Below are 14950 nucleotides of genomic sequence, written 5' to 3'. Positions count from 1 at the left end.
CGGGGCGCGGGCTGGGCGAGCTGGGCGAATCGCCACAGCTTGCCAGTCGTTTGCAGCCGAACTCAGCTCAACTTGCGGCGGCGCAGCACGCCGAGTGCTGCCAGGCCCGCCAGGAACATGGCGTAAGTCTCGGGTTCGGGCACCGGAGCCTTGATGGATTCGCTGATCAGGCGCGAGCTGGTCACCACGGAAGTGCCGCTCGTTTCAAACAGCGAAGTCGTCAGGCCGATCGAATCGAGCTTCAGGCCGGCGCCGCCAACGGCCAGCAACTGGAAGCTCGCCGAACCGGTTTCCAGCGGCACAAAAAGGCTCGAGCGGGTGACAAACAGCGTGCTGTCCGAATACGTTTCATTGGACACGTTCAGCTGCTGGTAGTTGCCGCCGTTCATGCTCACGTAAAGCGACGGCAGGCCCGGCACCACCTGGGTGCCCGGAACCGGCGAGAAACCCGGCAGGTACGTGCCCACCAGAGACAACGAAACCAGCTGGCTGTAGGCGCTGACCGGGCTGCTGCCGGCGCTGAAGCTCAGCGTGCCCGAGTACGAAACAGCGACGGTGCCCGTGCTGAAGCCGCTGTTGTTGAAGTAGCTGGTCGCGCTGGCCGAGTCGCTGTACTCGGTATTGCGCCACACCGAGGTGTCTTCGTAAACCCGAACGCGGGTGGCGGTGTCTTCCACGCGCAGGCTCGTGCCGCCGGCGTAGTCAACAACGGCCTTGTTCAGGGCGGTGTTGGTGTTTTCGTTGGTCGCGGTGGAGACGGTGTTGCCGCCATACACCACCGAAGTGCCGTTGGTGGTCAACGTCAGGCCCGAGCCAACGGTCTCGGCATGGGCCACGGAAGCCGCCAACAGCAGGGCGGCGATCAAGGTTTTGCGTGTCAGCACAGTCACTCCTCAACTCGTGAAATTGGTATGTGCGAACAGTAACAAGTTGTGTGGGGGCTGCCCATCGGGCGATGGGTGGAGGTTTGGTGGCTTTGGGCACCAAGAATGGCCCGCAGGCTGGCTCACGGCTTCCCCACCCAGAACTAGGGGGTTGATGTGGTGCGCTCAACCGTCAGGGGGATGCTTGCTGCAGCAGCGTCAACTACCGTCCTGTTACAAGTTTTCGTTACAAAACGAGGGAGCAGGAATGAGTCGCAAGCATGACCGCCGCCGTGCGGTGCCGCTGGCATTGGCCTTGGCCATTGCACAAGCCTACGCAACGCCGGGCCAAGCCATCGCCGCTGAACCCCAGGGCTATGCCGCCTTCCAGGCGCGGCTGACCGCGTTGGTGTCATCGCCCTCGTTCGCGGCCGTGGTGCTCAAGGGCACTCGGCTGGAGCACATCGCCTACACGGCTGACGACGGCTTTTCAGTCACCAGCGGCGACGCCGGCGACGGTGATATGGCTGTCATTTCGCACCTCATGTCGAACAGCACCAATCTGTTCTACAACACCTTGATTGAGGCCACAGGGGGCTCGGGCGGTAACACGCAAGATGGTTTGGGCGGTCAGGGTGCTTTCGCGTCATCCAGCCAGGTGGTCTCGGCGCTCGGCAACCTCACGGCGAGCGGCACGGCCACCGGCGGCAATGGCGGCAACGCTGATGTGGGAATGGGCGGCAACGGGGGCGATTCGTTCTTGTCGATTGCAGCCACGGGTTTGAGCGGTGACAAGTTCGTGCGCATCACCGGCAACGCGTTCGGTGGCGCAGGTGGCAATACGAACCTCCTGAGCTCTGGAGGCGGCGAGGGTGGCCCTGCAACGCTGTCCATCGTGGCAATTCCGACTGGCGCCTCCGGTGGGGAGGCCGTGGCTGAGGGCTCGGCCACGGGCGACACCGCACAGCAGGTCTCTGGTGAGTTGTCCGCGACCGGTGGTTCCGGTGGCGGCGCTGGTCCGGGAATGATCGCTGGGATGGGTGGCGCCGCCACTGGGCGCATGACGCTGGTCAACACGGGCACGGGGGGCGTGGCAGCCCGATTGAACTTGACGGGTGGGCAGGGTGGCAATGGCACTGCCTATGTCGACGGCACCCGTGGCGGCTACGGCGGCAACCTGGTGCTCAGTGAAGGGCAGGGCGTTACAGCCACCTCGGCAGGCGGCGGGGCATCCGCTGTTTTGCAACTCACGGGTGGCGCTGGCGGCAGTGCACGCTACAGCAACTCGCAGGCGGGCGGGGGCGGTTATGTCACGGTAGATGGGCTGGTTGCTTATGCGTCGGCGGCTTCCGGTGATGTGCAAGTGGCCGTGGTTGCCACGGGTGGCGCGGGCGGTGATAGTTTTTCGCAAGCTGCTGGCGGACGAGGCGGATCGGTCTCGCTGGTGAACGCGGTTGGCGGCTCAGCAGCGGATGGCAACTTGTGGCTGAGGCAGTCGGCCATTGGCGGCAACAGCAGCAATGCTTCGTGGAATTGGTACTACCTGGTCGGCGGTGCCTCTCGCGGTGGCGATGCGTCCTCCGTCCTTAACTTGTCGACACCCATCGTCGCGCAGAGCGCCCAAGTGACAGTAGAGGCACTGGGTGGCGATGGCGGCAACAGCGCGATTTCAGCAGACATGGTTGGCGGCGCAGCCTACGCAAGCTTCAGCAGCGTGGCAGGTGAGCCCACCAGCAACGTCAGTGCCACTGTATCGGCCGGCGGCGGCCATGGCGGTACGCTTTGGGGCTATTACGGCGCCACAGGCAATGGCGGCGATGGCGGCGCAGCCGACGGCTCGCTGAAGATTTATGGGGGCTTTGCCAACGTCAACATCACCGGCGGCCATGGCGGCAGCGGCTCGGGCGCATTGAGCGTGGGCGGCCAGGGCGCTGGCGTGAACCGCGCCGGAAGTTTCCTGTCGAACTTGTCGCTGGGCGGCACCACTTTCTCACGGCTGTCAGTGACTGGTGGCAATGGTGGCGGTGGTGACTTCGGCGGGGCCGGCGGGAGCGTCACCCTGACTGATCCCCTGACGGTTTCGGGCAGTTGGAACGACGTCAGGCTGGACGCGGTGGCCGGCTCGGGTGGCGGTCAAGGAACGCTGGCGGGTGCAGCAGGCTGGGCCAGCGTCTGGTCAACCGTGACCGACTCAATGGCAGCGTACTTGTCGTATGTCGTGAATGTGGTGGGCGGCAATGGCGGCAATGCTGCGCAAGGGTCGGCCGGTGGCAATGCCGATGCCAATATCAAGGCGTCTGCGAACGGCGAAGTGCAACTCAACGTCTCGGCCAGAGGCGGCAGCGGTGGTTCGTCGTACGCGACTGATGGAGCCAAGGGTGGCAACGCTTCTGCGGTGGTCGACATTGGCTCCGACGCGGGCAACGTTACTGCAACCGTGAGAGCCGTGGGTGGCGACGGTGGTTCTGCCTACGGAGCAGGCTTCGTGGCAGGGCAGGGCGGCCAGGCGCAGTTGCAGGTCACCGTATCCAGAGCAACTCAATTTCTGAACATCGAGACCTCCGGGACCGGTGGGGCTGGCGGCGCTGGTTACGCCGGCGCCAGTGGCGGTGCGGGTGGCGATGTCTCCGTTGTCAACAGCGCGTCCACCACCTCGTCGATGGGCCTCGGGCAGTCGATCACCCAAAGCGCGTCAGGTGGTTTGGGTGGGGATTCCTACTACGGGCTGGTGGCTGGCAAGGGTGGGCAGGCGCAGTCGGTGTTCAGCATCACCGCCACCAGCACTGAGCAAATCTGGTACTCATCTGCCGCGAATGGCGGGCTCGGCGGCTCGGCCTACTCCGAGGGCGCTTCCGGTGGCGCCGGTGGCTCGGCCACCTCGCTGTTGCAGGTGTCATCCGTCGGTTCGGTTGGTGGCACTGTCTCCGCTACCGGCGGCACGGGGGGCGGTGGCAACTTCGGCGGTGCAGGGGGCGCAGCCCGCGCCGTGATGTCGTTGGTATCAGCCACTGGCAATGCCAATGGCAGTATCAACATTCAAGCTGGTAACGGGGGCTCGGGCACCGAATTGGCCGGTTGGGCTGGTACCGGTGGGTCGCTTAGCTTCAACGAGGTGTTGAGCAGCGTCACCAGCTTGTCTGGTGGCGAAACCAGCGCGGTCGTCAGCCTGATTGCGGGGTCGGGCGGCGATAGCTACAAGGGGGCGGTCGCAGGCGATGGCGGCAGCATCATCACCACCGATGTGCTGCGCAGCAGCGGTGGTTGGAGCTATCAGTTGTTGAATTTGCAGGCCGGTGCCGGCGGCGCCTTGACCAGCAATGGGCCGAACGCCGGCAACGGGGGAAGTGTCACGAACAACCTCAGCTTTGCGGATCTGACAGCGACCCACAGCAATATGTCGATCTACGCGTCGGGTGGCAACGCTGGCCAGGTCGACGCCGAGGCCCTGCCCACCACGGTGGCCGGGGTGGGCGGCAGTGCCTATACCGCCACCACCGTGTCGGCGAACGGGGCTATCTCGGGCAACAGTACGGCGCGGGCTGGCCAGGGCAGCGGCACGGCCTGGTATGCCGGCGGCTTGTCGGCCATGGCCGGTGGTGCTGCGGGTTCTGCACGCAGCATGTTCACCGGGCAGACCACAGGGAGCTCCAGCGTCAGTGTTGACTCTTCCGCCACGGGTGGCCAGGGCGGTGGATCTGGCAACACGGGTGAAACTGCGGTGGCAGCTGCTGGCGGTACTGCTTGGGCGGGTGGACGAGCGGTGTCCGACACGGGCAGCGTGTCCGTCAGCGCGCGGGCCGTTGGTGGCGACGGCGGCATCGGCTTGGGTGCCTACAACGGCGGTGCCGGTGCGGCGGTCAATCTGGTGAACACGGTGTCTGGCCGCACGGCGGGCGACTTGTCGCTCTATCAAACCGCGGTCGGTGGCAACGGCGGCCATGTGTACGGTAGCGGTGTGGCTGGCCATGGCGGCAACGCGACAAGTGTCCTGTCGATCAACGACAGCCAGGCATCTTCGGTGTCGGGCTACACCAGTGCGCAAGGCGGCAGCGCGGGGTATGTCTACTCCGCAGATGGCCGGGCGGGCGTTCGCGGCTCGGCTACGGCCAACACCACGGTGTCGAGTTTGCAGGCGCTGTCCGTGCAGGCAGGCTCTTCAGCCAACGGCATCGTTGCCAAGGCCACCTCCAACGCCGCGGGCTCCACCCAGGCGAGCGTCAACAGCCATGCCTTGGTAACGGCGGCGCAGCAAGGTGAGGCTGTGGCCAGCAGTGAGGGGGGTGCTCAGAACTCCGCCAATGCGTCCGCGCGCATTGGCTCTGGCGATGGCCTTGATCTTTACAACAGCGCCAATGCGCAGACCAACAGCACGGGCGCAGCGGTGGTGGTTGCGGGTGGCTCAGCGGGCGTGAATGGTTACGGCACGGCGGCTGATCTGGCCGGGCGCACTGGCAGCGTGGCCAACCTGTCGTCCAGCGGAATGCTCAGCGGCGCCATGGGCGTGGTGGGCAACAGCGGCGGCAGTTTCACGGCCAGTACGTCGTGGAGCTTTGCTTCTCCAAGCACGCCTGGCAATCTGTGGCTGGGTTTGTCGGGCTTCGACGCGGTGCAGGGCAGCAACTTCGATTCGATGTCCATCACCATCTACAGCAACTATGGCCAGGTCCTGAATCAGTCGTTCACCTCCTTGGCCGATGCCAGCAGCTACTTCAACGGGCATTCGTTGAACCTGGGGGCGTTCAACGCTTACGGCTCCAACAACCTGCAGTTGTCGATGTCGCTGTACACGCATGACGTGGTGTCGCTCGGCCCGGTGGGCTCTTCGGCGGCGTTCTCTTATGCCGTCACCACCGCGCCGGTGCCTGAGCCAGAAACCTGGGCCATGTTCATGGCTGGCCTGGTTGGGCTGGTGGCCATGTCGCGTCGGCGCAAGGCGGCGCAGATGGCCTGAGTGCAGGGCCAGCATCGAGCCTGTGTTCGATAAGCGCCGCGTGCCGGCTTGCTTTGTCCACCCCCAAGGGGCGCCGTGTGCGCCCCTTTTTTGTGTCTGCATTTGCCGATAATGAACCCCATGCGCACTCGCTGCGCGAAAGGGAACTTCATGAGCCATCAGCCTCGCAAAGGCATCATCCTGGCTGGAGGGTCGGGTACGCGCTTGCACCCGGCCACGCTGGCCATCAGCAAGCAGCTGATCCCGGTGTACGACAAGCCAATGATTTATTACCCGCTCTCAGCGCTGCTGCTGGCGGGCATCAAAGACATTCTCATCATCAGTACGCCGCAAGACACGCCGCGTTTCGAGCAGCTGCTGGGCGATGGTTCACGCTGGGGCATCTCGCTGCAATATGCGGTGCAGCCCAGCCCGGACGGCCTGGCGCAGGCCTTCATCATTGGCGAAGCATTCCTGGCCGGTGCGCCGAGCGCGCTGGTGCTGGGTGACAACATCTTCTACGGCCATGACCTGGGCCGCCGCCTGCTGCAGGCCTCGTCCAAGCCCGAAGGCGCAACCGTGTTCGCCTACCCGGTGACCGACCCCGAGCGCTACGGCGTGGTTGAGTTCAATGCAGACGGCCACGCCATCAGCCTGGAAGAAAAGCCGGCCAAGCCGAAGAGTCGTTACGCCGTCACCGGCCTTTATTTCTACGACGACAAGGTGGTGGAGCGGGCCAAGGCGCTGAAGCCCAGCGCGCGCGGCGAGCTTGAAATCACTGATCTTAACCGTGTGTACCTGGAAGCAGGCGAGCTGGACGTGCAGATCTTCGGCCGTGGCGATGCATGGCTGGACACTGGCACCCACGACAGCCTGCTGGAAGCCAGCGGCTTTGTGCAGACCCTGGAAAAGCGTCAGGGCCTCAAGGCCTGCTGCCCGGAGGAAATCTGCTGGCGCCAGGGCTGGATCACCGGCGACCAACTCTCTGCATTGGCAGAACCGCTGGCGAAGAGTGGCTACGGCAAATACCTGCAACAAATCTTGAAAGACCAGGTGTTCTGATGAACGTGGTCAAAACCGCCATCGAAGGCGTGCTGATTCTGGAGCCCAAGGTGTTTGGCGACACGCGCGGATTCCTGATGGAGAGTTTCAATCAGAAGCGCTTCGACGAAGCCGTGGGCAGCCCCGTGCGCTTCGTGCAAGACAACCACTCCCGCTCGGCCAAGGGCGTGTTGCGTGGCCTGCATTTCCAGAATGCGCCGCATGCCCAGGGCAAGCTGGTGCGCGTCACCGCCGGTGCTGTGTTTGACGTGGCTGTCGACATTCGCAAAGGCAGCCCGACCTTCGGGCAGTGGGTGGGCACGGAGTTGAGTGGCGAGAATCACCGCCAGTTGTGGATACCGCCCGGCCTGGCACACGGCTTTCTGGTGCTGACCGACACCGCTGACTTCCTCTACAAGACCACCGATTACTACGCGCCCCAGGCCGAAGGCGCGGTGGCCTGGAACGACCCCGACCTGGCCATTGCCTGGCCCGATGTGGGCATGGCCCCGCAGTTGTCTGGCAAAGACGCTGCCGCAGGCTTGCTGCGTGATCTTTGATTACACGCACAGCCCACTGACCTCTCGATTTCTGGAGCATTCATGATTCTCGTTACCGGCGGCGCCGGCTTCATCGGCAGCAACTTCGTGCTCGACTGGCTGGCCCAGAGCGATGAGCCCGTGCTGAACCTCGACGCACTCACCTACGCCGGCAACCTGGCCAACCTGGCTTCGCTGCAGGGCGATGCCCGCCACACCTTTGTGCATGGCGACATCTGCAACCGCGAGCTGATCGACCAGTTGCTGGCCACGCACCGGCCGCGCGCCATCGTGCACTTCGCTGCTGAAAGCCACGTTGACCGCTCCATCCATGGCCCCGGCGCGTTCATGAAGACGAACGTCGACGGCACCTTCACCTTGCTCGAAGCCGCCCGTGCGTATTGGCAAGGCCTGGAAGGCGAAGCCAAGGCTGGGTTCCGCTTCCACCATGTCTCAACCGACGAGGTGTACGGCTCCCTCAAGCCCACCGACCCGCCCTTCGCCGAAACCAATCCGTACGAGCCGAACAGCCCTTACTCGGCCAGCAAGGCAGCCAGTGACCACCTGGTGCGCGCCTGGCACCACACCTACGGCCTGCCGGTGGTCACCACCAACTGCAGCAACAACTACGGCCCTTATCACTTCCCCGAGAAGCTGATCCCGCTGATGATCGTGAACGCGCTGGCCGGCAAGCCGCTGCCCGTGTATGGCGACGGCCAGCAGATCCGCGATTGGCTGTACGTGAAGGACCACTGCAGCGGCATTCGTGCCGTGCTGGCCGGTGGCCGCCTGGGTGAAACCTACAACATCGGCGGCTGGAACGAGCAGGCCAACATCGACATCGTGAAGATCGTCTGCAGCCTGCTCGATGAGCTGCGCCCTGACGCGGCCGGCCCCTACAGCCGCCTGATCACCTACGTCACCGACCGGCCCGGCCATGACCGCCGCTACGCCATCGATGCCCGCAAGATTGAGCAGGAACTGGGCTGGCGCCCGGCCGAAACCTTCCAAACTGGCATCCGCAAGACCGTGGAGTGGTACCTCGCGAACGAAGCCTGGGTGGCCGAAGTGCAAAGCGGCGCCTACAAGGACTGGCTGAGCACCAACTACCAGGCCCGCTGAAGCACCATGAAGATCTTGCTGTTGGGCCTGAACGGGCAAGTGGGCTGGGAGCTGCAACGCGCCCTGGCCCCGCTGGGCGAGTTGCACGCGCTTGACCGGCAGCAGGGTGGTGATCTGGCGCAGACAGAAGCGTTGGCCGCGCTGGTGCGCAAGCTGGCACCCAACGTCATCGTGAATGCCGCGGCGCACACGGCGGTCGACAGGGCTGAATCAGAGCCCGATTTGGCCCGCACCCTGAACGCCACTGCACCGGGCGTGCTGGCCGATGAGGCCGCCCGCCTGGGCGCCTTGCTGGTGCACTACAGCACCGACTATGTGTTTGATGGCTCAGGCACTGAACCACGTACCGAAGACGCGGCCACCAAACCCTTGAGCGTGTACGGCCGCACCAAGCTGGAAGGCGAAGAGCTGATTCGCGCATCTGGCTGCCGGCACATGATCTTCCGTACCAGCTGGGTGTACGGCGCGCGTGGTGGCAACTTCGCCAAGACGATGCTGCGCCTGGCGGCTGAGCGCGACGCGCTGAACGTGATTGCCGACCAGATAGGCGCCCCCACCGGCGCTGACCTGATCGCCGACGTCACCGCCCACGCAGTGCGTGCACCTCAAACTGGTACCTACCACCTAGTGGCGGGTGGCGAAACCAGCTGGCATGGGTACGCCAGCCTGGTGATTGAGTGGGCGCGCGCCAAGGGCGTGCCGCTGAAAGTGGCGGCGGACGCCGTCAAGGCGATTCCGACCAGCGCCTACCCCACGCCGGCGCAGCGGCCGTTGAACTCACGCTTGAGCACCAGCAAGTTGGAACAGGCGTTTGGCCTGCAGTTGCCGCACTGGCAGCCGGGGGTGTTGCGGATGCTGGCGGAGGTAGTTGCCTGATCCAGGGTGTTGTGACACGGTTCACATGACCTGCCTTGCTCGAATTGTTCTCGAGCGGGCGTCGAATTTCTCATTCGTTCAGGGGGCTCTCGCAAGTTGGTCCGCATGTGAAAATTTCCCATCCATGGAAATTGCACATGCACAGTAACGCTCAGGCCCTGCTCGATCGCCTCGACCACTTGGTGGCCTTGCAGCAATTTGAAGCCGCAGAAGCCGCTTGGGCTGCACGCGATGGCGAGTACCGTGTGCCGGCTCGCCTGTGGGACGAAGCCGCGCGGGTGGCCGAAGGCCTTGAAGACTGGGCGCAAGCCGAGCAGCGCTGGCGCGCCAGCTTGGAGGCGGCGCCGGACCGCCTGGTGTCTCAGGTCGGGCTGGCACGTGCGCTCACAGCACTGGGCCGATGGGCCGAGGCCATGGAGTCCATCAATCGGGTGCTGGAGGCTGAGCCCGGCCGCATCCCCATGTGGGCACTGAAGGCCAAGTGCTTGTGGCACCTGGGTGATGCGCAAGGCAGCTTGCAGGCCGCACAGCGGGTGCTGGCTCACGATGCCAACCGGTGGCCCATGCAGGAGTGGGTGGCGCGTTCGGCCACCAAGCTGCAGCAGCCCGTGTTGGCGCTGTCGGCATGGCAGGTGCTCCAGACGCGTGAGCGGTTCGAACCTGAAGCGTCGCTGGGTGTGTTGGCTTGCCACACGCAACTGGGGCAGCACCCGCAGGCGTTTGCCGTAGCCCAGGCGCTGCTGGCCCAACCCAAGGCGCCGTTGCGTGTGGCCAAAGGTGTGCTGCGCGCAGCGCGTCGATTTGGCGATCACGCCTTGGCCCAGACGGTGGTGCAGCGCCTTCGGCAGGCCGAGCCCGAAGCGCCGCAGTGGGCCTTGGCAGAGGCGTCGGTTCACCTCGACAAGCTCGAATTCGCGCAGGCCCGTGAATGCCTGGCCCAGCCAGAGAACTTGCCTTCCGGCCGCGCCACCTTGATGACGGCGATGCGGGCCACGCTCGGTCAGGCAGATGTTCCCTTCCTCGCAGCGCATGTGGTGCATGCCTTGCTGCACACCGAACTGGTCAGCGCGCCAGGCGGCGGCAAGCAGCCAGCCGCCGCTTTGGTGGAGGCCTTGGTGCTGCTGGTGGGCGAGGGCTGGGGCGAAGCGCTGGAGATGGCCCTGCACACGTTGCAGCAACAAGCTGATAACACCACGGCAGTGGCCTGGGTGCCTTTGCTGGAGCTGGCGCTTTGTGCCGCCCGCGGCCAAACGCTGCCCTTGGCTGCCAACCTCCACCCGATGCAGGGCTTGATGGTGGCGCGCTTGCTGCTGCAGCAAGGCTGGCCTGATGTGGCCCTGCAAGCCCTTGACGCCGTGAACATTGAGGCCGCGCGCCAGTTGTGGCCCGTGGCTGATGTGCGCTGGCAGGTGCTGGTGGTGCGCTACGGCGCCCTGATCAGGCTGGGCCAGTTGGACGCCGCCTTGGCGGTGTTGCGACAGGCCGAGCTTGAAGGCGAACCCCGCGAAGCCTTGAGCACCCGCATGGCCGACATCTGCCTGCATGGCCTGAAAGCCCCCGGCTTTCTGGTGGCTTGGGGCGAGCAAGCTGGGCCGGCTGACGCGTGGCGCTGGGCCGCGCCAGCCGCGGTGCAAGACCATGTGCTGGCCTTGGCCGCTGTGAACGTCGCGGAAGGTAGCGCTGGTTTGCCTGGCTTGCTGGATGAGGCGCACAGGCGTGTCGCCCTGCGGCCTTTGAACGTCGATCTGGTGAGTACGCTGGCGGGTTTGCTGCAAGCCGATAGTCAATACGCAGCTGCGGCTGCGGCATTCAACCCCTTGCTGCAGTCGGTGGGCGCGCGGCCTTGGCGACTGTCTGCGCTTGACGCCCCTTGGCATCAAGCTGGTGCGCTTGCCGTGGTTGCTGATGAGCTCCAGGCCGCTCCACAGGCAGGGGCTGAGCCGGTCGTCAGCGTATTGTTGAACGTCGAAGGCGAAGATGCCGCCGTGGCTGCCACGCTGCAGGCGGTCTTGGCGCAGCAGGGTGTGGCCCTGGAGGTATTGCTGGCGCACGCCGACGATTGGCCTGCTGCTTGGCCGTTGACGGCGCAGGTCGCCGCTTCCGATGCGCGGGTGCGCACGGTGGCAGTTCCGTTGTGGCAAGGCCCCGGCCATGCCCGCAATCACGTCGTGCAGCAGGCCCAGGCACCGCTGCTGGCGCTGGCCGCACCTGGCCAGTGGTGGCACCCGGATTTGCTGGCCGTGCAGTGCGCTGCGCTGCAGGCGAACCCTGATTGGGTGGCAGTTCGGCCGCGCGCGCTGCGTGTGGGGCCGGGCTTGCACCTGCAATTCAGGCCCGAGCGGCCTTTGCAGCCCGGCAACTGTGCGGCCATGCTGTGGCGCCGCACCAGCCTGCCCGCGCCGCTGAACCGCTTCAACACCCAGAGCCAGCAGGCCGACGCGCTGTGGTTCCAGGCCCTTCAGCATGCGCTGGGTCCGGTGCGTTTGGGTGATGTGGTGGCGCCCCTGGTGGTGATGCCGCCCAACCCTCAATTGGCTTGGTATGGCCCGGTGCCTGAGGCAGCCCGCGAGCTGGCTGCCACCCGGTGTGGTGCCGGTGCAGCGCCATGAGAGCTGTATCGGGGCTGTAACCGCTCGATATACGTCGGGCGTCACGCTGGTCAGTGACAATCGATCGCAATACACATTTCAGAACACTTTCCAGGTACGAATAGCATGAGTGCTCAAGTTCAAGTGCTGCCACTGATCATGGCCGGCGGCAGTGGTACCCGCCTGTGGCCGTTGTCGCGGGCCGGCTACCCCAAGCAGTTCCTGGTGCTGTCTGGCGATGACAGCTTGTTTCAACAGGCCACCGCGCGCCTGATGGGTTTGGGGGCGGCAGACATCACGGTCGCTGCGCCGGTGGTGCTGGGCAACGCCGAACATCGCTTTCTTGCGCTTGAGCAGTTGCGTGAAATCAAGGTCGAGCCGGCAGCCGTGCTGCTGGAGCCCGCTTCGCGCAACACCGCACCGGCGCTGACGCTGGGCGCCTTGCAAGCTCAGGAAAATGACTCTGACCCCGTTTTGGTGGTCAGCCCGGCGGATCAAACCATGGGCGACGCCGCGGCGTTCACGGCGGCTTTGCAACAGGCGGTGCGTGTGGCGGCTGGTGGCGCCATTGCCATTCTGGGCATCACGCCGAATGCGCCGGAGACGGGTTATGGCTACATCCGCAGTGAAGCCAGTGCCGATGGCGCCCGTACCGTGGCGCAGTTCGTTGAGAAGCCTGACCTGGCCACTGCGCAGCGCTACCTGGCGGAAGGCGGCTACAGCTGGAACTCGGGCATGTTCGTGGTGAAGGCTTCGGTTTGGCTGAAGGCCTTGGGCCAGTTCCGTCCAGACATCCTCGCCGCCACGCAGGCAGCCTGGGCCGCGCGCAGCAGTGATGGCCGTTTTGTGCGCCCCGGCAAGGCCGAGTTTGAGCAAGTACCTTCTGAGTCGGTGGACTACGCCGTGATGGAGCACTGCCCCGGCAGTGCCTTCGACATCCGCATGGTGCCGCTGGACGCAGGCTGGAACGACCTGGGCGCCTGGGACGCCGTGTGGCAAGTAGCCCCCAAAGACGCCAATGGCAACGTGGCGGTTGGCGACGCGCTGCTGGAAGACAGCACCAACACCTATGTGCACTCAAGCGGCCGCTTGGTGGCCACGGTGGGCCTGAGCAATGTGGTGGTGGTGGAAACCGCTGACGCCGTGCTGGTGGCCGACCGCAGCCGCAGCCAGGATGTGAAGAAGATCGTCAACCGTCTGGGTGGCGCTAGCCGCGGCGAGCAACTGGTGCACCGCAAGGTGCACCGCCCCTGGGGTTGGTACGACAGCATCGACATGGGCCCGCGCTTTCAGGTGAAGCGCATCATGGTCAAGCCGGGCGCCAGCCTGAGCCTGCAGATGCACCACCACCGCGCCGAGCACTGGATTGTGGTGAGTGGCACAGCCGAAGTGACGGTGGGCGAACGCAAGATCCTGCTGACCGAGAACCAGAGCACCTACATTCCGCTGGGTGAGGTGCACCGCTTGGCCAACCCCGGCAAGCTCGACCTGGAAATTGTTGAAGTTCAATCGGGCAGCTACCTGGGCGAAGACGACATTGTTCGATTTGAAGATACCTACGGCCGCACGGCCTGAACCGACCCGCATCCATGTTTGAAGAACGCAGTGCACGCAAGCAGTTTTTGAGTGCCCCACCCACGGTGGCGGCGGGGGTGTCTGCCCTGATGGAGCCGGCGGTCGCCGGCATCATGCTGGGCGTGTGCCACTCGGCGTTTGGACAGGCGTTTGAAGGCCCTTCGATGGCGCTGCTGGCCTTGCTGGTGGTGTTGATGTTCCCGGGGGTCAATCGCTTCGGCAAGACCGGCGTGGGTGTGTTCATCGACATTGCCTTGTCATGGGTCAGCGTGCTGTTTGTGCTGGCTATGCTGGGTTACGCCACCGGTGCACTGGGCGGATTCAACAAACACATGTTGCTGGCCTGGGGTGTAGGCACACCAATGGTGTTGTGGCTACTGACCGCCGGCGGCACCGCCTGGATGCACCACCATGCCAGCCTGCCTTCAGCGCGGAGGCCCGCCGTGGTGGTGGGCGCCAACGCCATGGGTGAGCGTGTGGCCAAGATGCTGGTGGCTCGTCGTCAGCTGGGCCATCAGTGCCTGGGCTTTTTTGACGACCGCGCCGACGACCGCATCTCGGTGCCAGAGGGCCACCAACTGTTGGGCAAGCTGGATTTGCTGGCGGGCTACATTGACGAGCACGGCGTGAAAGACGTGTTCATCACGCTGCCGCTCACGTCGCAGCCTCGCATCCTGAATTTGATGGCCGCGCTGCAGAACACCACGGCTTCGCTGCACTTTGTGCCCGATGTGTTCGGTGTGAACATCATTCAAGGCCGCCTGGAAGACATGGGCGGCGTGCCGGTGGTGGGCTTGATCGTCACGCCGTTCACCGGTGTGAACGGTTTGGTGAAGCGGGCCAGCGACATCGTGTTGTCGTCGCTCATCCTGATCGGCATTTCCCCCATACTGGTGGGTTTGGCCATTGGCGTGAAGATGAGCTCACCCGGCCCGGTGATTTTCCGCCAGCGCCGCACGGGCCTGGACGGCGAAATCATCGACGTCTACAAGTTCCGCTCGATGACCACCCAAGACAACGGCAGCGAAGTGAAGCAGGCCACCCGGGGTGACAGCCGCATCACGCCGTTTGGCGCGTTCATTCGCCGCACCTCGCTCGACGAGTTGCCGCAGTTCGTGAACGTGTTGCAGGGCCGCATGAGCATCGTGGGCCCGCGCCCGCACGCCGTGGCCCACAACGAGCAATACCGCAAGATCGTGAAGGCCTACATGGCCCGCCACAAGGTGAAGCCAGGCATCACCGGCTGGGCTCAGGTGAATGGCCTGCGCGGTGAAACCGACACGCTCGACAAGATGGCGCGCCGGGTGGAGTACGACCTCGAATACCTGCGCAACTGGTCGCTGGGCCTCGACTTGCTCATCATCGCCCGCACCGCCAAGCTGATGTTCTTTGACCGCAGCGCTTATTGAGCGCCGC

Annotated in this window: 9 protein-coding genes; 8 read left to right on the top strand and 1 reads right to left on the bottom strand. The window is 64.8% G+C overall.

All coding sequences use genetic code 11. The annotated features are described in order from the left end of the window. Window positions 1-62: 62 nt before the first annotated feature. Complete coding sequence (locus AACH00_RS04825; protein WP_341397949.1) at window positions 63-836, bottom strand: PEP-CTERM sorting domain-containing protein; 774 nt, start codon at window positions 834-836, stop codon at window positions 63-65. Between AACH00_RS04825 and AACH00_RS04820 the strand changes: the two genes are divergently transcribed. The 8 genes from AACH00_RS04820 to AACH00_RS04785 all read left to right on the top strand — a co-directional run bounded on the left by AACH00_RS04820 (window position 793) and on the right by AACH00_RS04785 (window position 14943). Further along, window positions 793-5814 carry a beta strand repeat-containing protein gene (locus AACH00_RS04820; protein WP_341398055.1) on the top strand — a complete coding sequence of 1674 codons (5022 nt, stop codon included), beginning with the start codon at window positions 793-795 and terminating at the stop codon, window positions 5812-5814. The genes AACH00_RS04825 and AACH00_RS04820 overlap by 44 nt on opposite strands. 150 nt (window positions 5815-5964) lie before the next feature. Further along, window positions 5965-6855 carry a glucose-1-phosphate thymidylyltransferase RfbA gene (gene rfbA / locus AACH00_RS04815; protein ID WP_341397948.1) on the top strand — a complete coding sequence of 297 codons (891 nt, stop codon included), beginning with the start codon at window positions 5965-5967 and terminating at the stop codon, window positions 6853-6855. Beyond that, a complete protein-coding gene (gene rfbC, locus AACH00_RS04810; protein WP_341397947.1) occupies window positions 6855-7394 on the top strand; it encodes a dTDP-4-dehydrorhamnose 3,5-epimerase in 540 nt (179 codons plus the stop codon). The genes rfbA and rfbC overlap by 1 nt, the downstream gene beginning before the upstream one ends. Window positions 7395-7436: 42 nt before the next feature. Beyond that, a complete protein-coding gene (rfbB, locus tag AACH00_RS04805; RefSeq protein ID WP_341397946.1) occupies window positions 7437-8495 on the top strand; it encodes a dTDP-glucose 4,6-dehydratase in 1059 nt (352 codons plus the stop codon). Window positions 8496-8501: 6 nt separating this feature from the next. Then, a complete protein-coding gene (gene rfbD / locus AACH00_RS04800; RefSeq protein WP_341397945.1) occupies window positions 8502-9371 on the top strand; it encodes a dTDP-4-dehydrorhamnose reductase in 870 nt (289 codons plus the stop codon). 137 nt (window positions 9372-9508) lie between these two features. After that, window positions 9509-11980, top strand: coding sequence for a tetratricopeptide repeat protein (locus AACH00_RS04795; RefSeq protein ID WP_341397944.1), 2472 nt, complete (start codon window positions 9509-9511; stop codon window positions 11978-11980). A 105-nt stretch (window positions 11981-12085) separates the two neighbouring features. Next, window positions 12086-13534, top strand: coding sequence for a mannose-1-phosphate guanylyltransferase/mannose-6-phosphate isomerase (locus tag AACH00_RS04790; RefSeq protein ID WP_341397943.1), 1449 nt, complete (start codon window positions 12086-12088; stop codon window positions 13532-13534). A 14-nt stretch (window positions 13535-13548) separates the two neighbouring features. Then, complete coding sequence (locus tag AACH00_RS04785) at window positions 13549-14943, top strand: undecaprenyl-phosphate glucose phosphotransferase (RefSeq protein ID WP_341397942.1); 1395 nt, start codon at window positions 13549-13551, stop codon at window positions 14941-14943. The last annotated feature ends 7 nt before the right edge of the window (window positions 14944-14950 follow it).

This window comes from Ideonella margarita, assembly GCF_038066635.1.
Taxonomy (GTDB): domain Bacteria; phylum Pseudomonadota; class Gammaproteobacteria; order Burkholderiales; family Burkholderiaceae_C; genus Ideonella; species Ideonella margarita.
Note: the sequence above shows the minus strand (reverse complement) of the source record. Positions and strands in the feature narration are given on the sequence as shown.

Coding starts and splice junctions, on each gene's coding strand:
- rfbD (WP_341397945.1), top strand. CDS start 8,502: ATGAAGATCTTGCTGTTGGGCCTGAACGGGCAAGTGGGCTGGGAGCTG.
- AACH00_RS04785 (WP_341397942.1), top strand. CDS start 13,549: ATGTTTGAAGAACGCAGTGCACGCAAGCAGTTTTTGAGTGCCCCACCC.
- rfbA (WP_341397948.1), top strand. CDS start 5,965: ATGAGCCATCAGCCTCGCAAAGGCATCATCCTGGCTGGAGGGTCGGGT.
- AACH00_RS04790 (WP_341397943.1), top strand. CDS start 12,086: ATGAGTGCTCAAGTTCAAGTGCTGCCACTGATCATGGCCGGCGGCAGT.
- AACH00_RS04795 (WP_341397944.1), top strand. CDS start 9,509: ATGCACAGTAACGCTCAGGCCCTGCTCGATCGCCTCGACCACTTGGTG.
- rfbC (WP_341397947.1), top strand. CDS start 6,855: ATGAACGTGGTCAAAACCGCCATCGAAGGCGTGCTGATTCTGGAGCCC.
- rfbB (WP_341397946.1), top strand. CDS start 7,437: ATGATTCTCGTTACCGGCGGCGCCGGCTTCATCGGCAGCAACTTCGTG.